Source organism: Micromonospora ferruginea (assembly GCF_013694245.2).
Lineage (GTDB): Bacteria > Actinomycetota > Actinomycetes > Mycobacteriales > Micromonosporaceae > Micromonospora > Micromonospora robiginosa.
In genome coordinates this window covers 3,562,825-3,581,794 of sequence record NZ_CP059322.2, presented here as the reverse complement: position 1 = coordinate 3,581,794, position 18,970 = coordinate 3,562,825, and the positions used below count along the sequence as shown (strand labels likewise).

Genomic DNA, 18,970 nt, shown 5'->3' with positions numbered 1-18,970 from the left:
GTGGCCTCACGAGCCGAGCGTCTGGCCCGTACTCATCGCCTCGTCTCGTACCGGGTCAGCACGACGCCACCGGGAAACGTCCGCGTCTCCACCAGGTTCAGGCTCACCCAGCTGTGCAGGGCCGTGAAGAACGGCGTGCCGCCGCCCACCAGGACCGGGTAAGTGACCAGCACGTACTCGTCGATCAGCCCGGCCCGCATGGCCGCTGCGGCAAGTGTGGCGCCGACGATGTCCATCGGGCCGCCGTCCTCGGCCTTGAGCCGGGTGATCTCGGCGACCGCGTCGCCGGTGACCAGGCGGGTGTTCCAGTCGACCTGGTCGATCGTCGAGGAGAACACCACCTTCGGCATGTCCCGCCAGCGGCGGGCGAACTCGATCACCGCCGGGGTGGCGCCGGGCTGCTGGTCGGCGGTCGGCCAGGGGGAACTCATCGCCTCCCACATCTTGCGCCCATACAGCGTCAGGCCTGTCGCCCCCACCCGGTCGGACCACCACTGGAACAGCTCGTCGCTCGACGACGAGTCCGGTCCCTCACCCCCACTCCAGCCGAGGTCGTCGCCGGGCGCGGCGATGTAGCCGTCCAGGGTCACGTTCATGGCGAAGATCAGTTTCCGCATCGTGCCAGCCTCCTGTGAGTCGATCTCACACGTACAGACGGGCACGGCGCGAAAACCTAATCGGTGCGCGATCTGCGTCCGCAGGTAGTCCTCGCGTTCCGGACTGAAGCACCGCAGGCCAACGGCGTGTCAGCCAACACCGTGAACGTTCGTAGTCAGGGCACTCGATGGTCTGGCCCTGCACTTGGGAGCAGATCGGCGAAGTGGTCACCGCTCCCGAAGTGCTCACCGACACCGGACAGGGGACGACGCTTTGACGTGCGGTGATGCGGTCGAGCGGTGCCGCGTGACCTCCCAGAGAACACCGATGTGGTCTTCGCCGGCTTCGGCGTGCCCGAAAGCGTCAGCACCCGCGGCTCGAGTTCGCAGGCCGACGACGTCCGCTCATGCCGATGTCCGGGTGCCGGCCGACGATCGGTCAGCCGAGGCGGTGGGCTCGGCGTTGGAGGTATCGCTGCTCGACCTGGTTGTGGGTTAGGGCGGCTGCTTCGCGGTACAACGCCGCCGCGCCGGCTGTGTCACCGGTCATCTCAAGCAGATGTGCGCGGATCGCGCGTTCGCGTTGCCGGGTCAGCGGTTCCTCGTCCAGGTGGTAGCCCCGGTTGAGGTCGTCGAGCAGGGCCAGCCCCCGGGCCGGCCCGTACGCGTGCGCGACTGCGACCACCCGGCTCAGCCGTACCGGCGCGGTCGGACTGAGCCGTTCCAGTCCCAGGTACAGCGCCGCGATCTGCGGCCAGTCCGTCCGGTCCGGCGCCGCAGCCGCAGCATGCACGGCCGCGATCGCCGCCTGCAGCTGGTACGCGCCGACCTCGCGCCGCCGCCAGACGCTGTCGATAAGCTCCGTGCCCTCGCGGATCAGCTCGGGATCCCACCGTGTCCGGTCCTGCTCGTCCAGCGGCACCAGTTCGTCGCCGTCAGTACGGGCAGCGCGCCGCGACTCGGTGAGCAGCATCAGGGCGAGCAGCCCGGTCACCTCGGGGTCGTCCGGCAGGGAGGCGCGGAGCATGCGGGTCAGCCGGATCGCCTCGCGGGTCAGGTCCACGCGGGTGAGTGCGTCTCCGGTGGAGGCGGTGTAGCCCTCGTTGAAGATCAGGTAGAGCACCTGCATGACAGCGTTCATCCGGCTGTCGCGGTCGGCGTCGGTCGGCGGGGTGAACCGGGCGCCGGCCCGGGCCAGTTGCTGCTTGGCGCGGCTGATCCGGGCGCCCATGGTGTTCTCGGTCGTCCCGTGCGCGTGTGCGATCTCCGCCGTTGTCAGGCCGCCGACCGCGCGCAGCGTGAGCGCCACCTGGGAGGTGGGGCTCAGCGCGGGGTGACAGCAGAGCAGCAGAAGCGTGAGACTGTCGTCGGTCTCCAGCGCAGGGCCCGCCTGGCGGGTCGGGTCCCGCATCGCCAGCTCGCTCATCCCGGCGTGCCGCTCACGGCGGCGGCGGGCCTGGTCGGTACGGAGCAGGTCGACCATCCGCCGGTACGCGATCCGGATCAGCCAGCTGCGTGGGTTCTCCGGCACACCGTCCGTCGGCCACACCCGGCTCGCGACGAGCAGTGCCTCCTGTACCGCGTCCTCGGCGATATCGAAGCGGCCGAAGCGCCGCACCAGCGCGCCGAGAACCTGCGGCACCTCGGTGCGCAGCAGGTGCTCGACATCCGGTGTCACGCCGGTACTGCCGTTCGGGTGCCCTCCCGGCCTGCCGCCGTCCGGCGAGGCTGGACGCGGCGGGTCATGCCGCGAAGTCCGCGCCCACTATCGGCCGGATCTCCATCGGCTCGCCCAGAACCTCGACCATCCGCGAGACGATTTCGACGGCCCGCTCCTGGTTGTCCACGTCGATCACGGCAAAGCTGGCCAGGACCTCCTTGAGCTCGACGAATGGGCCGTCGGTGGCCACCACGCCGGTCGGGGTCTTGCGGACCGTGGTGCTGACCGCCGGGTGACCGAGTCCCTCGCTGCTGACGAACTCGCCGGTCTCGATCAGCTCCTGTTCGAACCGCTGGTACGCGGCGAACGCGGCCAGCGCCTCCTCGGACGGGGTGTCGGCGGTCGCGGCGTCCCAGGCGGCGGCCGGCGTGTAGCTGAGCAGCAGATACTTCATGATCATCCTTGTGTTCGCGGGGATCGGGTCACGCTACGCCGATCAGCTCGAACGGCGCAGAGAGAGGGCGACGACCGTCGTCCAGGTGAAGGCGACCAGGCCGTTCACGGCGATCTGGATACTCATGTGGCTCGGCGACATCGGCATCAGCAGGATGAGCGCGGCGAGGCCGTTCAGCGCCGCCGGCAGGGCGGCCCGACGGCGGACGTACCGGATGGTCAGCGCGATGGCGGCGACGGCCAACGCGGTGAAGGCGACAGCAGCCGCCGCCGAGTGCGCGATGCTGTGCCAGGACATCTCGTCGACGGGCCGGTCAGGGGTCCCCACCGGGAAGCCGTACTCCGGATCCATCGTGAACACCCCGGCCGCGACGAGCCCGGCACCGAAGATCCCGATGAAGATCGGCAGCACACGCCGGCCGGTGCCCTCGGTGAGCACACGCCGGACGCCGACGGCGAGGGCGATCCCGCCGAGGCCGGCGAGCACGAACGTGGTGATCTGGATCCAGCCGAGACTTCCGGTGGCCAACTGGCTGATCGGGTGCCGCGTGATGTCGTAGCCCTCCCGCGTGAGCATCTGCGTCACGGCCGAGGCGAAGAAGACCGGTCCGGCGAGGGCGCCGGCGAGGAGCAGGCGGTCGGACGAGCGGCGGGCAGCGGGAACGGTGGCGGGGACGGTGGCCATGACTTCCTCCTTGGCGGATGCTTGCCGCTACCTCGTGGCCGCACCGCGAACTTTGACGTTCTCCAGCGTGAGCTGGATCACGCAACGTCGAAGTCAAGGCACGGACGTCGCCTCCGACGTAGCGGCGAACACCTACCGAGGGGGACGCGATGTCTGAGAACACCCAGCCGAGCGCCGAACTGACCGCACTGGACCGTCTGGTCGGCACCTGGTCGGTGACCGGCGGCGCCGAGGGAACCGTGCGGTACGAGTGGATGGCCGGCCGGTTCTTCCTGCTCCAGCACGTCGAACTGAGCCAGTTCGGCCAACCCGTCACCGGTCTGGAGGTCATCGGCAATCTGCACCCGTTCGGCGAACCGGTCGGCGCGGATGTGGTGTCGCGGTTCTACGACACGGCCGGCAACACCTTCGACTACGTCTACGAACTCGTCGGCGACAAGCTGACCATCTGGGCCGGTGCGAAAGGCAGCCCCGCCTACTACGAGGGCACATTCAGCACCGACGACACCACGGTCACCGGCGAATGGACCTACCCCGGTGGAGGCGGCTACACCTCCACCATGACCCGGATCTGAGACCTGAAAGCCGCACCGACCCGGTCACCCGGAGCCATCGTCTCCTCGAAAAGACAATGCGCTCCGGGCGTGTCGTCCTGCCCTTGCGGACCTCATGGTCGTCGGGGCATCCGGATCGAGAGCCAGCAAGTACCGCGTGCCCAACCCGATTCGCTGCCGACGCTGTGTGCGGAAATCGAATGACTGCCCGACCGAACACTAGTGCTCCTGGACCGGACGTCCGGATCTGCCGCCATCCGAGCGTGATGGCCGTCGGGTTGCTGGGTCAGCTCGTTACGGGGCGTCGAGGTAGCCGACTTCCGGGGAGCCTGACGCGACGTGGACGCGATAGCCCCAGTGCCGTAGGACCTGCACAATCTTCGCGGCGCCGCTCGGGTTGGCGGAGTGAACCTTGATGACGCCGATGTCGAGGGGGCGCTTCTCGAACGCGGCCTGTTCCAGGATCTTCACGACCGGCCAGATCGTGTCGTCGCCACCCAAGTCGTGGTCCAGCCACAGCTCGTCCAAGCGCCCGTTTTGGTATCGGCTGAGAAGCTCGACTCCGGCAGCGCTCGTCCGGGCCACCTCGGCGTTGCGGCCGTCCACGAACGAACGGAGGTCATCGACCAGAACGACCGATCGGCGGGCATCCACGCAATGATCATGCCCCCGCACCATCAGGACCCGCCATCCGAATTACCGCTTCAGGTGGGCTGGTATTCATCGCAGGTGGTGACGCACGGTGATGTATGGCTATCTCTCCTGCTTCCGCTTCTCCTGTCGTGCTGGCCGATCAACTCGTTGTGCGCGCTGCGGTGTCGGCCTTCCTCGGCCGTTACCGTGGTCAGACTCGCGTCCACACCGAGTCCGATCTACGGGTCTTCCTGCGCTGGTGCGCCGAGCACGGCCTTGACCCGCTGGCTGCGGCGAGCGTGGATATCGAGCGGTACGTGCGCTGGCTGCAGGACGTCCGCCGGTGCCAGCCCTCGACGGTGTCCCGCCGGCTGTCGGTCGTGGTCGGCTTCTATCGGGTCTGCGTCATCGACGCGATCCTGGAGCACTTGCCAGCCGACTACGTCCGCCGACCCACCGTGCCGGCCGAGTCGCCGACCCTCGGCCTGGGGCACCTGCAGTTCGAAGCCCTGATCACCACCGCCCGAAAGTCCTCGAACCCGAACGACTTCGCCCTGGTCGCCCTCCTGGGCCTGCTCGGCCTGCGGATCTTCGAAGCCTGCGGGTCGAACATCGCCGACCTGGGCGAGGAACGCGGCCACCGCGTCCTACGCGTATACGGCAAAGGCGGCAAGATAGCCCTCGTCCCGCTACCACCTGCGGTGGCCCGAGCTATCGACCGGGCCGTCGACGAGCGCACCGCCGGACCGATCCTTCGCAACATCCATGGTGGGCGGATAGATCGGCACGCCGCCACCCGCCGGCTCAAGCACCTCGCCCACACGGCGGGGATCCGGATGCCGAGGATGCACCCCCACATGCTGCGCCACACGTTCGTGACGACCATGCTCGACGCCGGCGTCAGCCTGCGCGACGTGCAGATCGCCGCCCGCCACGCCGACCCCAGAACCACCATGCGCTACGACCGAGCACGCAAGAATCTCGACCGGCACCCCAACTACATCCTCGCCGCCTACATGGCCTCCGGAACATAGCCAGCGCTCACGGCTCTGCCGATGAGCGGACGTCGGCGCCCCGTCGTATACCGGTCGATAGAAGTGCCGCTGTTCGCCGTACCCTCACCAGGTGGCAGAGGCCGACGTTGCAGCTGGTGTCATCGATCGACTGCTTTCAGCGCTGGCTGCGCAACTTGCCCTGTCGGACGAGCAGGCCCTGTCCGGCGGCGCGGCCGAGGCGCTCGCCGATCTGAGCAGAGCCGAGGCCGAGCACATCTTCGGCCACGCCGGCCATCTCGTCCACTACGGCGCAGACACTGAACCGCTGGAGTCCCTCATCCACGCGATCTCGGCCGTCCTCCGCACCGAGGCCCCGGCAGACGCTCCATTCAAGCCGGGCGACGAGGTCCGACTCGTGGGCGCATTGCCGGAAGCTCTCTCGGAATACGACGAGACGTGGCTCCGGCAGATCAGCTTCACCGTGCGCTACGCCGGCCGAGGCCCGATGATCGACGTGCAGTCGGATCTGACCGAGGATTACGTAGTCGCGACTGTGCCTGCGGCTGCGGTCGAACGCGTCCCGGGGTAGCCGACGCCGCATCCACTCATGCCGCGTCGTGTGCTTTAGGGCGGGGATCTTGTTCGATCGACTGGTGGTCCACACTTGGCGGGTGGTGGACCAGGAGTTGGTGTCGGCCCGTCGTCCTCGGGACGTGGTCGACGCCGCTGGAGCGTGGATCGGTGACGCGTTGGCGGCGGACGGCTTTGGCTGGCTCAAGGCTGTCCGGTCGGTGCAGCGCCAGGCTGGCGCTTTGGTTCAGCAGATCGTCTTGCAGCCCAGTTCGCATAATCGCGCCGACAGGTTGATCACGATCTCGACCCATGTGTCAGTGCGGGATCCCGGGCTGCGGCAATGGAGACTGGCGAATGCGGGCCTGGTGGTGCCTCCCTCGGATGGTGACGTCGTGTGCGGTCATCCGCTGGGCTACGCGTCTGGCCGCGCCAATGGCTATCGGTACGGTGACGCGCAGGACGGCGACGGGGCGCGGTTACGGGGCCTGCTGCGCCAGGGACCACGGAGCCTCAGCTGAGGGGTGGCCGGTCGATGACTTCGACGTACATGATCAGGTTGTCGACCACATCAAGGACGAGCATGCCCGGTCGGTCCGGGCTGAGTCCGACGTTTCGGTGGCCGGGGCCGTAGGCGCCGTCCGGTGGAGGCTGCGTGTAGAAGCTCTGGCAGAAGGCGTCGCGGCAGTCACATTGCTGGAGAATCCGGAGTTCGGCGACCTGCCCCGCCAGGTCGTCCTCGTCGGCTTCGCGGAGCGCGCCGGTAAGTTCCGCTGCGAGTCGCGGCCATCGATCCTTGATCAGTGCGGATCCTTCGTGCGTCATTGCCGGCGACGGTAGTCGCCGAAACCCTCTTCGTCGCTCTCGTTCCTGCCGCGCGTGTGCGGGTGCCCGGCGTTGTTCACGCTCAGCCGGCCGCCGGCTCGGCGTCCGCTCCGTCGAGGCGCAGCTCGGCTACGAACTCGGAGAAGGTTTCGGCGACCGTTCGCCAGGTGTAAGGCGCAGAGTTGGTCCAAACATCGCTGGCAACGACTCGTGGATCAGCCGAACTCGTTCGGTAGTCGAGCGCGAGCGCGGTGTCGTCACCGGCGTACTGCGCCATGGCGATGAAGAAGGCGCGGTCGACGTCAAGCCACGGGAGTTCGACCGGACCGGTTGCCGTCGGTTCTCGCGCCAAGTGGAACAACTCCGCCATTTCGTCATCCTGGATCAGGCGGTCGAGCGACTGTGACTCCTGCTCCATCTGCTCGGTGCTGCCGAGAAAGTCCAGCGGATCGTGGAACCAGGGCATGAGCCGAGCAACGGCAGGCTCGCCCGGATGGTTCCACCTGCCCTCCCGCAGGAGAACGAGGAGCAGGGCGGGAACAACGAGACCGCGGACCCGAACCGTCGCCGGATAGTCGTCCTGCACGCTCGTCCCTTCGTGGTCGGTACGGACTCCTCGTCGTCTCGTCGAGTATCCGCTCATGCCGCCGACCGTGCGAACGGGCTCAGCCGAGGTGCTCGCCTTCGGTGGTTAGTTTCCTACAGGCAACGTCGCCACGGCGGGCTCTTGATCATCAAGGGAAGGGCGGTTGCGGCACGTTGCCGACAAACGAGAGCCACCGACCGGGCTGCTGGAACAGCGCCAATCGGAAGGGTGCCGCGGTATGAGCATGGTGTTGATCGGGCGCCGGTTGTCGTCCGAGGAGTTTACGGCGGTGCTCACCGACCCGACGGCCGTCGACAGGCTGCTGTACGGCGACCTCGACGACGATGACGCCGAGATGCCCGAGCCGGAGCTGGACCTGGACAAGTCGTGGCACGGCATCCACTTCCCGTTCACTGGCACTGCCTGGCAGGTCAGTGAGGGCGCCGAAACGGCGATCCTCGGCGGCGTCGAGATTGGCCAGGACGGTGGCTACGGTCCGCCTCGGCTGCTCGACCGGGACACCGTCCGCGCTGTGGCCGCCGCGCTTGACGCCCTGGGTGTGGAAACGCTGCGCGCCCGCTTCGACCCGGGCGCCATGGCTGCGACCGATATCTACCCGGACATCTGGACTATTGGCACCGGCTAGCTCGACTACCTTATATCGCGCTTCGCCCGGTTATGCCGTTTCTATCATGCCGCAGCGGTGAACAGTCATGCAGTTCTGGTGGCCATCACCTGATGTCGAGACCCGCCTGCGTTCGATTGCCGACGGGCATCAAGCACCCGTTCCAAGCGGAGACGCCAGCAAGCCGCCGACACCTCGGCGCCCGCGAACTTCGTGGAGCCACGGGCTCACGAGCAGGTAACACGCTAGGCGTCTACGGCGCTGCGGCGAACTTCAATCGGTCGAAGTCCTCGACGTAGACGAGCCGCTTGCCGTCAGGCGAGAAGCTAGGGGCATACGCGTTCCCGCCGTCGGCGATCCTCGTCTTCTTCCCGGTGCCGACGTCGACCGACCAGACCCCGCCTCCGTCATCCGACGAGACGGCAGCGATCACCGACTGGCCGTCCGGTGACACTGCGAGATCGGCGAGGCCCGGAAGTTCGGTGAGGAACCTGGCTGTGGCCGATTTCCCATCCCACTCGGTCAGGTGCCAGGTGAAGTCGTCCGGACTCACCTCGGGAGGCAGCGGCAACCTGCCGAGGGAGTCGGGTGCGGTGATGAAGAACAGCCGGTCGCCCACGGCTGCCGGCGACCGCACCAGCACGATGGACTCGCAGCCCGTATCACTGCCACTGAGGTTGAAGGTTCTCCCGTCGATCGTTACCGGAGCGGGGAACTCAGATGCCGTCCCGTCAGCGAATATCTGGATGCCCCCCGGGCCGCACTCCCGGGGCGCCTCTACGTATCCCCTGCCGTCACCGTTCACGAGTGCGGCGCCGGCAAGGAAGCGCGTCAGCGCCAGAGGCGCGAACGTCTTCTCGTCCGGGGAGTAGCTGAGCAGCTCAGTGCGGCCCCAGCCGCACTCGAGTGCAACCCCGACATCGCCGTCGGAGCCGGCGAAGAGAAAGCTGAACCCAGTCCCCTCATCGCAGGCAGACCCCTGTGGGGGACCTTTAAGGAGGCGTTCTGCCTTCCCGTGATCAGGCCGCTGCCGCCACAATTCGGCCCAATCCGAGGACACCTCTCGCAGGTAGTAGACCCAACCATCGGCGGCCCAAACGGGATTGAACACGGAGACCGGCTCCACGAGCCCCATGATCCGGCCACACCCGCCGAGCATGACCACGGCCAGCACGACAACCGGCAAGATGAACATACGCAGCGCACGTGACCTTCCGGCGTTCATCTGCCTCATTTCGTCCGTCCCTCGGCGGACTCACTTTAGACACCGCCACGACCCGGCGGTTGGGGTCAGGTCGGGGAGTTGGCGACAGACGCCCTCCGGGAGGGGGTATGGGAGCCGCTGGACGCGGTGGGAAGAGGCAGCGATCGCATCGCATCTGATGGCCTCACACCGGCATCCCGCAGCCACACCGGCCTCGGCCTAGGCGGCAAGCAGACCGCATCCGTCCGTCAGCCGCCGGCCGTGTCGTGCCGAGATTGGGGAGCGGGATGGGAGCAGATGGTGCACTGAACGACGTTCAACAGCGCTTTACGGCCCTGAACGGCATCCAACTGCACCCACCGCGACCTGCTAGTTCTCGTTTCCGCAGGTCAGAGTCGGTACGGCGTCCTGTTTCACACCGAAGAGGTCACTGGTTCGATCCCAGTATCGCCCACGCAGGTCAAAGGCCACTTCCCGGCTTCGGGAGGTGGCCTTTCTGCTTGCGTACAGCAGCTTTGTACAGCAGTTCTCGTCAGTGGCTCAGGGAGTCGCCGAGGCGCTTGAGTGCTTCTCTGGTCTTTGTCGATGTGACCTGCGTGTAGATCTCCATCGTTACCGCGAAGCGGGCGTGTCTGAGCACCTGCATGGCGACTCTGGGGTGGACGTCGAGGTCGGCCAGGAGGGTGGCGCAGGTTCTTCTGGCGTCATGGACGGTGATCGGCGTGACGTCTGCCTTCTCGCACCTCGTCTGCCAGGAGCGTTGGAAGTTGCGCGGCTCGATCGGTGTGCCGAAGCGGGTGGTGAGGACGAGTCCGCTTTCGTGCCATGCCTTGCCGGCGGCTGCTTCGGCCTCGTTGCGTTGTTGCTGTGTGAGATTGAGGGCGGTCAGGCAGATGTCGGGCAGGAAGAGGGTCGCGTCGGACGCCTGGGTCTTGGTGTCGCAGTGTCTCCTGGCACCGCCGAGAGGGCGGCTGGCGCCGGAGGGCGGAATCGTGGCGTCGCCACTTCCCGCCGATGGGTCATGTCCTTTCACGCTCGTGGACCTGGTGATGAGGGCCGGCACGTGTGGGGAGCCTGGGATATCGGCATCCGCCAGCTTGCCGCAGGCTGCCCCCACCCGTGGAGATCAGCGAATCCGGGCCATCGTGGATGGCAGGGAAGGCCGTGCTGGGTTCAGTCAGGACCGGTGTACTCAGTGAGGCTGAAGCGGCGAAGCCCATCCGTGGGTTGCACGGTGACGGCGAGAACGCTTCCGTCTTCGGATCGCAGCGTGAAGACCGGATCGAGTTCGCAGAGGAACGCAAACGCCTCGCGGTCCTCGTCGCTCGCGTCGACCAGGCGACCGTCGGCCTCCCAGTCGCCGGTGACGGCGGCAATCACGATGGCCACCTCGACGCTGCCGAGGACGGTGGATGAGTTCGCCCACCAGTCCAGCCAGCACCGGCCCTCGAAGCGGTCTATGCCGTCATCTTTGCAGGGCGGCGGCGAGATGGTGGGGCGGCCTATGCGACGAGGACCCCGTTGTCGTGCGAGGCCGAGGCTGGCTGCCGGCTTTGTCAGGTCTCAGGGCCTTGGTTGCAGATCGGTCTCAGGACATCTGTGACACCTTCGGCTAGACGATCATGTCCGCCAGGTGGCATGCGGGGGGCCTGGCACAGAACTAGGAGGTGCGGCGTGGGCGCGAAGACAGCGCTACTGGCGTTTACCGACGGCGACATCCGTCCGGCGCTGCGTGGCGCCACGAGGTCGGAGCGAGCCGAGACCGAGGCGTTGGTGCGTCAAGTCCACCCCGGCTACGTCACCGAACCCGCCGATGACAACACGCTGCTCGATGGCACCTATCCGCCAGATGACCTCACGTACGCCACCGTGCTGGCCGGGACCGAGCTGTATTGCGACCGACGGCTCGTGCTCGATCGCCCATCCGAGCTACCGGAGCACCTCCACCGAGCTGGAGCGGGCCGGCGAATCATCATGCACGGGATGCACTCGGTCGTGGACTGGCTCGGCTTTGCGGTGTGGGAGGACGGCGTTCTGATCCGATCGCTGAGCCTGTCGCCCGACGGCGGCATCCAGGAGAACATCGGCAAGCCATACGACTTCGAACTGCCGTACTGGGCCGGTGAGCATCCCGTCAAGCCCGTACCAGGCTGGCACAACCAGGACCCCTACCCGCTGCCGTTCCATCCCCTCGACCTTGGCGAGGAAGCGTTGCGTGCGCTGTTCGGCTTCATCATCGAGGGCCTTCCCTCCCCCGACGACATCGACGCCGACTCTGTCCACCTACACGGCTTTCGCGTGACCGACCCGTCCGGCGAGGAACAGGCCGCCCGTGAGGCCGCCTACGTGGAGGCACTACAGAACATGGGACCCCCGCGGAGGTACCGCCTGGGACCAGGCGGAACGATGCACGAGGTCAGCCCCGACAGCTACTGATCCGCCTACCCGCAGGCCAGCAGGAGTGTCACGCAGGTCCGGATACCGATGTGTCACCCAGCTCCCGAGACCGGACAGCCGGCGTGTGATCCGAGTGGGAGGACTTTCCTTACGTCTCTCAAGGCGGCCCTGAACGGGCCGTACGCGCCGCCGCCTGGGCGCGCGTCCGTCGCTCCGCTGGCGCTCCGACTCCGGCCACGCAACACGCCCGGCGGCTGGCGCGGAAGCGGGAGGCCCAGGGGGCCGCCGCAGAACGACAGGCCGTTGAACGCGATGTGGCGGGCCGGCAGCCAGCCGGGCCGCGCGGCCACGAGCCCGCGCGGCGTAGTAAGCGCACGCCGGCCGCGTCGGCGAGCTGGCGGCGGTCGCGGGGTTGCGGTCACTGCGCCTCCGGCGGGGGCGCTCCGGCTCCAGGATGCCTGCGCAACGCCGGCGGTTCCAGGTTCGTGGGTGGTTGCGGAGGGCCATCCCGCCTGCCATCGACCCGGGCAAGCCGAGCAGACCACCGCCCGACCCGCCAGCGTCCGCACGTGCGTCAAGGTCCGCTTGACGCGGCAGCCCGCTCCCAGAACGGCGGGTCGATGGCAGACGGGATGAAGCGCTTGTGTCGTATTGTCGACTACCGCAGCCCTCGGAATGCTCCGCGCAGCACTGGCGGAACCGTTAGCACGTAATCACACTAGAACAATGTCTAGCGAGTCGGACAACGAGTCACAGCAGAAGTCTTATCGGCGACAGCGGATGGACTTCGCTGACATTGTTAACCCAGGGTTGAAGAGGCTCGACCACGGTGTTCATGTTAATGCGCGATTAGCGGAAAAGCGTCACTTTTTCTTGAGGATTCTGGGTCATCTGGAGGAGGATTTCAAAGACACTTTTGTCTTATTGCGTTTGACTAGAGCGGAAGATCCGAAGGCTGTTCTCTTGACGCTCCCAGAATGGTATCTAAAGTCAGTCAAAAACTGGGTTCTAGAGATGGAACCGGAAGTCCTCGGATTGCCACTCGATGTTGACCAGCGGTGCCTAATGGTGATTGTCGATGCACATTGTTTGCCCAGCTCAAGCGGGTAATAAACAACCTTTTCCGGATCGCCTGCCTGCCGGCGACAGTTCAACGCCAAGTGTTGGCCTGAATCCCTAACGCAGCTAGTCTCGCCGCCGCCTGTTGCCGTCGCCGTGCAGGAGGCGAGTCCAGACGACTAAGCCGGTCAGGAAAGCCACGGCGGCAGCGCCGACCAGCATTAGCAGCCGCCCCAACCAGAAGTCGTCCCGGAAGGCTTGGATCAGCAGGACTACCAAGAGCAGGCAGTTGATCCCGACGGCGACGATCACACCTCGCCGGCTCCTGATCATCAGCTCGTCACCCCATCGACCCATGCGACAGCCCTACCCCGTGTTCATGACATTTAGTCGATCCCGCCAAGGGAGGCCGGTGGCAGGCGACTTGGTCGGAGAAGCGAGTAGCCAACGCAAAGCATCCAGAGGGACACCCGGGACCTCGGAGGACACTACCGCACGGCCGGGCCCCGTCTGTTCGATCCAATCTGGGTGAGCGCCGATACGCGGCTCTTCCCATACAGCCCACCGACAAGCCGTTGACAGCAGCGCTGACAGCAACCGGCTAGTACGACGGCAGCCGGCAGCGGCCTTACCCAGACAGTCGCCCGAGGCCCGCACATGCACGGATGCAGCCGGACCGAGCGCCCAGAACTTACAAGCGAGGGGTCGGATGGCCGTCCAGTATGTGCGCCTGCCGAGCATGGCGAGGGGCGGGTGCGGATACTGGCAGCGTGGTGGAGGAACAGGCGGCGGAGTTGACCCGGTGGACCATCCACGGCGAGCGGGTCGTGGACGACACCCGCCGGGCGCGGCTGAGCATTGCCGAGGTCGAGTTGCCTGACGGGGTTCGGTTCGAGCAGTACGTGATCCGGGCTCCCCGGTCGGCCATGGTCGCCGTGCTCGACGACCAGGAGCGCCTGCGGTTGATGCGGCGGCACCGGTTCGTGTTCGACCGGTGGGTGTGGGAGTTGCCCGGCGGCTATGTCGACGGCGAGGAGCAGCCGGCGGCGTGTGCGGTGCGGGAGGTTGAGGAGGAGACCGGCTGGCGCCCTCAAGGCGTCGAGCCGTTGCTGTCCTTCCAGCCGTGGGTCGGTACTGCCGACGCCGAGAATCTGCTGTTCCTAGCCCGGCAGGCCGAGCACATCGGCACGCCCGTGGATGTGAACGAGGCTGAGCAGGTCGCCTGGATTCCGCTAGAAGAGGCGTACCGGCTTGTGGCTCAGGGGGAGATCGTCGGTGCTGGCACCGTAATTGCGGTGCTGGAGCTGGTCGCGCGCAAGGCCAGAGGAGAGCTGTGACGGTCAGCGTCGTGGGCCGAGGGTGGCGTCGATGCGACCGATAAAGTGCCGGACGGTGGGTAGCCGCCGCTGTGGGGCGAGATGAGTTTGCAGGTCGCGAAGGTAGCGGACGGCTCTGGCGGAGCGTAGCTGCTTGGTCAGAGCCAGAGCCTCCGCGCCTATGGCGCAGGCGCGGTCAGTTTCGCCCTGTTGGGCGTGGATGCTGGCGAGCAGGGCGAGGTTGAAGGCTCTGCCGCGTACGTAGCGGTTGTCCATGCGCAGGGATCGGACCGCGAAGCGTTCGGCGTGGGTGTTGCGGCCGAGGGCGTGGAAGCAGTGGCCGAACTTGGCCAAAGATCATTGAGCCTGCGACGCGTGGGCCTGGAACACGCCCTCGATCACTCGGTCCGCCTCGGCCCGGTTGACGCATGACCGGGAGTGGGTGAGGGTGCTCGGTAGCGTCCCGTAGCGCCAGACCGAGCGCAGTAGCTCGGCGAAGGCCTCGGGGGTGTCGCCGTGAAGCCACCACGTCGATACGCTGCCGTCGGGTGGGTCCGTGGTCACGGTGAGGACGCATCCGTGTGGCTGCCACCGGTAGGAAGCCGCACCGCCGGCCAGCGACCGCCGGGACGGCTGCCCATACCGGGCGGTCAGTTCGGCGATGGCCACCGTCGACGTCGGCTGGTCGATCGCGGTTGCCCATAGCCCGTTGCGGTAGGGCTGCATCGGCCATTGCTCAAGGGACTCCCAGTCCGCGTCCGGCCCCTCGAACGACAACGGCAGGTCGCGCTCGTGGTAGAACGACGCGAACCAGTCCAGCAGCCAGCCGCTGAACGACTCACCGTCGCGGCCCCAGCCCAGGCCCCATTGCGCCGTAGACGTTCTGGAGTAAGCCCAGACCACCGGATCTTCGGCCCCGCCGAGCTCGAAGCAGTTGAGGTACGCGGCGTAGGTCTCCGTTTCGAACCACACCAACGGCCCGCACCGATCCTGCACCGGCTCCACCAAGTAACTCGCGAGAAAGGGATCGCTGCCCACCTGGGCCCGCTCGACTCCCGCGAGGATCTCCTCCACGGAGAGCAGGCGGTTGTCGTAGGCGAACTCGCGCCACAGCTCGGGCAGCGGCAGAGTCCAGTATTCCCCGTCGGCCACGACGCCGGAGTCGTTGACCAATGGGATGCGAACGACGGTGGTGTAGAACTCGAATACTGCGGCGGGTAGCGCGCGCTGTGTCCGGCGACCCCATTCGTTGATCAGCTCAACCATCCGTGGGTCCTGCTCAGCCTCGGCGCACATCAGGTCGTAGACGCTCTGCAACCACGGGACGGCACGCGGCGACCGGCTGGAGACGTCGATTGACATCGGCTCAGCCTAAGTCGCTGGTACGAGCAGGCCAGCGGCGTGGTCGTGCGCCCCGCTGTCGAGATCAACGGTGGTCGTGAGTCAGAGGGCGAGGCCTCGGAGCTTGTCCGGGTTGCCCTGCATGCGTACACCGGTGATCCTCTCACCGTCGAAGTCGAAGCAGATCGCCCCGGCCGGTTGCCCGTCGACCAGGCCGAGGACGCCCGGTCCGCCGTTGATCTCGGTGATCACGAGCCGTGTGTCCTGCGTCCCCGGCTTGGCGAAGACCCCGAGCAGCCAGCGGGCGACGTTGTCGGCGCCTTCCAGCGGCCGGCGGGCGGCGGTCACCTTGCCACCGCCGTCCGACCAGCAGATCACCTCGGGCGCCAAGAGTTCCATCATCGCGTTCAGGTCGCCTCCGGCGCAGGCCTTGCGAAACCGGTCCACTGCTTCTCGGCGTACGCCCTGGTCGACGTCGAAGCGAGGCCGGCGGGCCGCGACATGCGCCCGGGCCCGGACCGCGGTCTGCCGCACCGCGACCTCGGACCTGTCCAGAATGGAGGCGATCTCGGCGTGGTTGTAGCCGAAAACGTCGTGGAGCAGGAAGACCGCGCGTTCGGTCGGGGTGAGCGTCTCCAGGACGACGAGCATCGCCATCGAGATCGATTCGGCCATCTCGGCCTCCTGACCCACGTCGGGCGTGGTGAGCACCGGCTCGGGAAGCCAAGGCCCGACGTACGTCTCGCGGCGAGCACGGGCCGAGGTGAGCTGGTTGAGCGAGAGGTTGGTGACGGTCTTGACCAGGTACGCCCGTAGGTTGGCGACCTGGTCGCCGACGTCGCGGCACCGCAGCCACGCCTCCTGCAGGATGTCCTCGGCATCGGCGACGCTCCCCGTCATCCGGTACGCGACGTCGAAGAGCAGCCGCCGATGCTGGGCGAAGACCTGGTCATCGATCATGGAAGCAGGCTAGACGTGCGCCAGCGCCTGGGCGCGCAGCCCGTCCAGCACCGTCGGGTAGGCGGGCTGCCACCCGAGCTCGCGGCGGGCCTTCTCGCTCGAGACCCGCATGCTGACGCCGAGCATCAGATGCATGTACGACGCGGCCCCCATCGTCCACGTGGGCACGGTGAACGGCTTGGGCGTGCCGAAGGTCTCGGCGATCGCCCGGATCATCTCCCCGAAGCCCATGTGGTCGTCGACGACGTTGTACGCCTCACCGGGCCGACCCCGATCGATCGCCGCGACGACGGCGCTGGCCGCGTCCGCCAGGTGCGTCCACGGCGAGACGCGACCGTGGTCGTTGAACGTCGGCAGCCGCCGCTTCCGCAGCATGTGCACCATGGTCTCGGTGCCTCCCGGCCCGTAGAACAGACCGAATCGCAGCGAGATCGCCTCCAGCCCCGACTGCCGGGCCAGGCGCTCCTTCTCCCGCATACCCTCCAGGTGCCGGTTGACCTTCGGGTCGGTCACGGGCGTTGCGAACTCGTCGGCCTCGGTCAGAACACGGTCGCCGAAGTCGCGGTAGCCGTAGCCGATGGCGATGTTCTCGCCGATGAAGCGGCGTACGCCTGCGATCTTGGCCGCCTCTATCAGGTTCGCGGTCCCGACGACCCGCAGGTCGTCGGTGCCGAACATGCCCTTGTGCGTCATCGGCGGCTTGCGCAGCGCGGTCGCGGCGTGCACCACGACGTCGGCCTTGATCCCCTCGAACGCCCGCAGCAGCCCGTCGCGGTCGAGCAGGTCGCCGCAGATCTCGTTGCCCTTCCCACGGCCCACACCCAGCACGGTGTGCCCGGCGTCGCTCAGCGCCTGACGGATGTGCCGGCCGAAGACACCACTGGCTCCGGCGACGATCACGGTCTGGTTCTTCATCCTCGTCATGGCCATGGGACAAGATGACCTCCCGATCCGTGACACCACCAGGCGTGACCCCCGTCACACACCCCAGCTCGTCATGTGGCGGACTGGTACCGATCGAGCTTCCTCCCATGCCGCTGACAGACGCGGCATACCTGAGCATGTCGGGTTGACACTGTCTGGTCAGCGGAGCAGCGGCGAGCGGTTGCCGCACTCGTCGCGTTCGGCTCCGAGGCTGCCTGAGCACCGGCCTCCTGTGCCCATCGGTCCTGGTTGGAGTATGCGGCCAGTGGAGGTGACCGATTGACCTCAACCGGAGTTCAGATGCTTCACTTCGGCCATGAATCTTGACGGCCTGCGCGTCGCCATCACCGGTGCCGCACGGTACACCGGACGACTACTGGCCGAAGCCTTCGCCGAGCGCGGTGCACAGATCTTCCTCTCGGCCCGCGACCTGGCTGCGGCCGAGCATGTCGCGGATGCGATCAGCCGGCGGGGGCCAGGTCGGGCTGATGCATTTCACTGCGACCTCGCCGTACCGGAGTCGGTACGCGCGTTCGCCGCCGCCGTGGCCGAACGGACGAAGCACCTCGATGTACTGATCAACAATGGTGCCCCGTACGTCGAAGGTGACGACCTGGGAGATGTCTCGAACGACAAGATCGAAAGCGTGATGGCTGCGGGGACCGGCACCATGTTGTTGACCAAGAATCTACTACCGCTGCTACGGGCATCGTCGCGGCCCGACATCGTCAACATGATCTCCGCATGCGGCGAGGTGGGACACCACCGATCGAGCGCACATCCCGCCTTCTACGCGGCGAAGCGTGCCCACGCCGGATTCGCCGAGATCCTGTCGCACCGACTCCGGCCGGAAGGGATCCGAGTGATCTCACTGTTTCCGCCGGACTTCGTTCAGGATGGGCCGCGCCAGGTCGACAGTGACCTCACCGCGCGATCTGTCATCGACTGTGTGCTTTTCGCGGTCGGTCAACCAAGAGACTGTTTCATCCGCGAGTTTCGTTTCGAGCAGGTGCGGTAGGCGCCCACCCGTTGAACCGCTCACTGCAAGGAGCAGCCCGCGCTCGGTCGAGGGTCGTCGGGCCTTGGTGAGGGCGGCCCGGATCTCGCTGTAGTCATCCGCTACCTGATTCCCGACGTCCGCGCCAATCGCGGCAGGTCAGACGTACGCGTCACATGCCGAGGGAGCTGAACTGGATGCCGGCCAGGCGCCAGCCCTCGGACAACTCGACCCAGGTTTGACTGACCCGGACGGTCAAGGCCATGTCCTGTCCTCGCCAGGTCGACCGGCTTCGCTGGACGCACCGGACGATTGCTGCGTGTCCGTAGAAGGACACCTCTACTTCGCTGCTCTCCAGGCTGGTGTAGGCGAACTCGGTGAACTTTCCGAGCCACTGTGCCTTGTCAAGCACATAGCCTTGCTCACCGATCGACCGAAAGTCATCGGCCAGCAGTGCGTTCAGCACGTCGGTGTCGGCGCGTAGCTCGGCCTCGTCGAAGGCACGCTGGAGTCGATGAACGTCGGAGATCACGAACGGATCCTGCCCGACCATCCGCGCCGGTGGAAGCCGACGCCGCGAATCCGGTCAA

Annotated in this window: 22 protein-coding genes and 2 pseudogenes; 8 read left to right on the top strand and 16 right to left on the bottom strand. The window is 66.9% G+C overall.

What is annotated here, in order from left to right:
- Positions 1-32 precede the first annotated feature (32 nt).
- The 4 genes from H1D33_RS15325 to H1D33_RS15310 all read right to left on the bottom strand — a co-directional run bounded on the left by H1D33_RS15325 (position 33) and on the right by H1D33_RS15310 (position 3,394).
- On the bottom strand, positions 33-617 hold the full coding sequence (locus H1D33_RS15325) for a dihydrofolate reductase family protein (protein ID WP_181572480.1): 585 nt from the start codon (positions 615-617) through the stop codon (positions 33-35).
- Between the two features lie 418 nt (positions 618-1,035).
- Positions 1,036-2,274, bottom strand: coding sequence for an RNA polymerase sigma factor (locus H1D33_RS15320; protein WP_181572481.1), 1,239 nt, complete (start codon positions 2,272-2,274; stop codon positions 1,036-1,038).
- 64 nt (positions 2,275-2,338) lie between these two features.
- Positions 2,339-2,710, bottom strand: a complete 372-nt coding sequence (locus tag H1D33_RS15315) for a YciI family protein (RefSeq protein WP_181572482.1) — start codon at positions 2,708-2,710, stop codon at positions 2,339-2,341.
- A gap of 42 nt (positions 2,711-2,752) precedes the next feature.
- Positions 2,753-3,394 carry a DUF998 domain-containing protein gene (locus H1D33_RS15310; protein ID WP_181572483.1) on the bottom strand — a complete coding sequence of 214 codons (642 nt, stop codon included), beginning with the start codon at positions 3,392-3,394 and terminating at the stop codon, positions 2,753-2,755.
- Between the two features lie 149 nt (positions 3,395-3,543).
- On the opposite strand from H1D33_RS15310, the gene H1D33_RS15305 reads away from it, so the two are divergent.
- Positions 3,544-3,969 carry a hypothetical protein gene (locus H1D33_RS15305; RefSeq protein ID WP_181572484.1) on the top strand — a complete coding sequence of 142 codons (426 nt, stop codon included), beginning with the start codon at positions 3,544-3,546 and terminating at the stop codon, positions 3,967-3,969.
- A 273-nt stretch (positions 3,970-4,242) separates the two neighbouring features.
- Here the strand turns inward: H1D33_RS15305 and H1D33_RS15300 are convergent, their stop codons facing one another.
- Positions 4,243-4,602 (bottom strand): cyclic-phosphate processing receiver domain-containing protein, encoded by a 360-nt coding sequence (locus H1D33_RS15300; RefSeq protein WP_181572485.1) that lies wholly within the window; start codon positions 4,600-4,602, stop codon positions 4,243-4,245.
- A gap of 128 nt (positions 4,603-4,730) precedes the next feature.
- Between H1D33_RS15300 and H1D33_RS15295 the strand changes: the two genes are divergently transcribed.
- The 3 genes from H1D33_RS15295 to H1D33_RS15285 all read left to right on the top strand — a co-directional run bounded on the left by H1D33_RS15295 (position 4,731) and on the right by H1D33_RS15285 (position 6,667).
- Positions 4,731-5,615, top strand: a complete 885-nt coding sequence (locus H1D33_RS15295) for a tyrosine-type recombinase/integrase (protein WP_220138756.1) — start codon at positions 4,731-4,733, stop codon at positions 5,613-5,615.
- Positions 5,616-5,706: 91 nt separating this feature from the next.
- On the top strand, positions 5,707-6,165 hold the full coding sequence (locus tag H1D33_RS15290) for a hypothetical protein (RefSeq protein ID WP_246412097.1): 459 nt from the start codon (positions 5,707-5,709) through the stop codon (positions 6,163-6,165).
- A gap of 82 nt (positions 6,166-6,247) precedes the next feature.
- Positions 6,248-6,667 (top strand): hypothetical protein, encoded by a 420-nt coding sequence (locus H1D33_RS15285; RefSeq protein WP_181572487.1) that lies wholly within the window; start codon positions 6,248-6,250, stop codon positions 6,665-6,667.
- On the opposite strand, the gene H1D33_RS15280 is transcribed toward H1D33_RS15285, so the two are convergent.
- Positions 6,660-6,971 carry a hypothetical protein gene (locus tag H1D33_RS15280; protein WP_181572488.1) on the bottom strand — a complete coding sequence of 104 codons (312 nt, stop codon included), beginning with the start codon at positions 6,969-6,971 and terminating at the stop codon, positions 6,660-6,662. The genes H1D33_RS15285 and H1D33_RS15280 overlap by 8 nt on opposite strands.
- Before the next feature lie 82 nt (positions 6,972-7,053).
- Positions 7,054-7,614 (bottom strand): hypothetical protein, encoded by a 561-nt coding sequence (locus H1D33_RS15275; RefSeq protein ID WP_307755194.1) that lies wholly within the window; start codon positions 7,612-7,614, stop codon positions 7,054-7,056.
- Between the two features lie 181 nt (positions 7,615-7,795).
- On the opposite strand from H1D33_RS15275, the gene H1D33_RS15270 reads away from it, so the two are divergent.
- Positions 7,796-8,203, top strand: coding sequence for a YfbM family protein (locus H1D33_RS15270; protein WP_246412099.1), 408 nt, complete (start codon positions 7,796-7,798; stop codon positions 8,201-8,203).
- Between the two features lie 232 nt (positions 8,204-8,435).
- On the opposite strand, the gene H1D33_RS15265 is transcribed toward H1D33_RS15270, so the two are convergent.
- The 3 genes and pseudogenes from H1D33_RS15265 to H1D33_RS15255 all read right to left on the bottom strand — a co-directional run bounded on the left by H1D33_RS15265 (position 8,436) and on the right by H1D33_RS15255 (position 10,775).
- Entirely contained in the window at positions 8,436-9,416 is a 981-nt protein-coding gene (locus tag H1D33_RS15265) for a hypothetical protein (RefSeq protein ID WP_246412101.1), read from the bottom strand.
- A gap of 502 nt (positions 9,417-9,918) precedes the next feature.
- Positions 9,919-10,344: pseudogene (locus H1D33_RS15260) on the bottom strand (tyrosine-type recombinase/integrase); the annotation flags it as partial.
- Positions 10,345-10,559: 215 nt separating this feature from the next.
- A complete protein-coding gene (locus tag H1D33_RS15255) occupies positions 10,560-10,775 on the bottom strand; it encodes a hypothetical protein (RefSeq protein WP_246412103.1) in 216 nt (71 codons plus the stop codon).
- Between the two features lie 285 nt (positions 10,776-11,060).
- Here H1D33_RS15255 and H1D33_RS15250 point away from each other — a divergent pair, with 285 nt between their 5' ends.
- Positions 11,061-11,822, top strand: a complete 762-nt coding sequence (locus H1D33_RS15250) for a DUF6928 family protein (protein WP_181572491.1) — start codon at positions 11,061-11,063, stop codon at positions 11,820-11,822.
- A gap of 1,146 nt (positions 11,823-12,968) precedes the next feature.
- Here H1D33_RS15250 and H1D33_RS15245 read toward each other — a convergent pair.
- Positions 12,969-13,154, bottom strand: a complete 186-nt coding sequence (locus H1D33_RS15245) for a hypothetical protein (protein WP_181572492.1) — start codon at positions 13,152-13,154, stop codon at positions 12,969-12,971.
- A gap of 458 nt (positions 13,155-13,612) precedes the next feature.
- On the opposite strand from H1D33_RS15245, the gene H1D33_RS15240 reads away from it, so the two are divergent.
- Positions 13,613-14,179 (top strand): NUDIX hydrolase, encoded by a 567-nt coding sequence (locus H1D33_RS15240; protein WP_181572493.1) that lies wholly within the window; start codon positions 13,613-13,615, stop codon positions 14,177-14,179.
- A 3-nt stretch (positions 14,180-14,182) separates the two neighbouring features.
- Here H1D33_RS15240 and H1D33_RS15235 read toward each other — a convergent pair.
- From H1D33_RS15235 to H1D33_RS15225, 4 genes and pseudogenes are all read right to left on the bottom strand, one after another.
- Positions 14,183-14,509, bottom strand: a pseudogene (locus tag H1D33_RS15235) (XRE family transcriptional regulator); the annotation flags it as partial.
- A gap of 6 nt (positions 14,510-14,515) precedes the next feature.
- Positions 14,516-15,520: a hypothetical protein gene (locus tag H1D33_RS30310; RefSeq protein WP_414685418.1), complete on the bottom strand. Its 1,005-nt coding sequence runs from the start codon at positions 15,518-15,520 to the stop codon at positions 14,516-14,518.
- A gap of 81 nt (positions 15,521-15,601) precedes the next feature.
- Complete coding sequence (locus tag H1D33_RS15230; RefSeq protein ID WP_181572494.1) at positions 15,602-16,459, bottom strand: RNA polymerase sigma-70 factor; 858 nt, start codon at positions 16,457-16,459, stop codon at positions 15,602-15,604.
- Between the two features lie 9 nt (positions 16,460-16,468).
- Complete coding sequence (locus H1D33_RS15225) at positions 16,469-17,389, bottom strand: NAD-dependent epimerase/dehydratase family protein (RefSeq protein ID WP_220138757.1); 921 nt, start codon at positions 17,387-17,389, stop codon at positions 16,469-16,471.
- 310 nt (positions 17,390-17,699) lie between these two features.
- Between H1D33_RS15225 and H1D33_RS15220 the strand changes: the two genes are divergently transcribed.
- The gene (locus H1D33_RS15220) at positions 17,700-18,401 is read left to right on the top strand and encodes an SDR family NAD(P)-dependent oxidoreductase (RefSeq protein WP_181572495.1); all 702 of its coding nucleotides are present in this window, start codon (positions 17,700-17,702) and stop codon (positions 18,399-18,401) included.
- Between the two features lie 151 nt (positions 18,402-18,552).
- On the opposite strand, the gene H1D33_RS15215 is transcribed toward H1D33_RS15220, so the two are convergent.
- Entirely contained in the window at positions 18,553-18,912 is a 360-nt protein-coding gene (locus H1D33_RS15215) for a nuclear transport factor 2 family protein (RefSeq protein ID WP_181572496.1), read from the bottom strand.
- Positions 18,913-18,970: the final 58 nt, after the last annotated feature.

What these genes read in the sequence shown, in the direction of transcription:
- H1D33_RS15225 (WP_220138757.1), bottom strand. Translation starts at nt 17,389, where the DNA reads ATGGCCATGACGAGGATGAAGAACCAGACCGTGATCGTCGCCGGAGCC.
- H1D33_RS15325 (WP_181572480.1), bottom strand. Translation starts at nt 617, where the DNA reads ATGCGGAAACTGATCTTCGCCATGAACGTGACCCTGGACGGCTACATC.
- H1D33_RS15270 (WP_246412099.1), top strand. Translation starts at nt 7,796, where the DNA reads ATGAGCATGGTGTTGATCGGGCGCCGGTTGTCGTCCGAGGAGTTTACG.
- H1D33_RS30310 (WP_414685418.1), bottom strand. Translation starts at nt 15,520, where the DNA reads ATGTCAATCGACGTCTCCAGCCGGTCGCCGCGTGCCGTCCCGTGGTTG.
- H1D33_RS15265 (WP_246412101.1), bottom strand. Translation starts at nt 9,416, where the DNA reads ATGAGGCAGATGAACGCCGGAAGGTCACGTGCGCTGCGTATGTTCATC.
- H1D33_RS15310 (WP_181572483.1), bottom strand. Translation starts at nt 3,394, where the DNA reads ATGGCCACCGTCCCCGCCACCGTTCCCGCTGCCCGCCGCTCGTCCGAC.
- H1D33_RS15315 (WP_181572482.1), bottom strand. Translation starts at nt 2,710, where the DNA reads ATGAAGTATCTGCTGCTCAGCTACACGCCGGCCGCCGCCTGGGACGCC.
- H1D33_RS15230 (WP_181572494.1), bottom strand. Translation starts at nt 16,459, where the DNA reads ATGATCGATGACCAGGTCTTCGCCCAGCATCGGCGGCTGCTCTTCGAC.
- H1D33_RS15280 (WP_181572488.1), bottom strand. Translation starts at nt 6,971, where the DNA reads ATGACGCACGAAGGATCCGCACTGATCAAGGATCGATGGCCGCGACTC.
- H1D33_RS15305 (WP_181572484.1), top strand. Translation starts at nt 3,544, where the DNA reads ATGTCTGAGAACACCCAGCCGAGCGCCGAACTGACCGCACTGGACCGT.
- H1D33_RS15220 (WP_181572495.1), top strand. Translation starts at nt 17,700, where the DNA reads ATGAATCTTGACGGCCTGCGCGTCGCCATCACCGGTGCCGCACGGTAC.
- H1D33_RS15275 (WP_307755194.1), bottom strand. Translation starts at nt 7,614, where the DNA reads ATGAGCGGATACTCGACGAGACGACGAGGAGTCCGTACCGACCACGAA.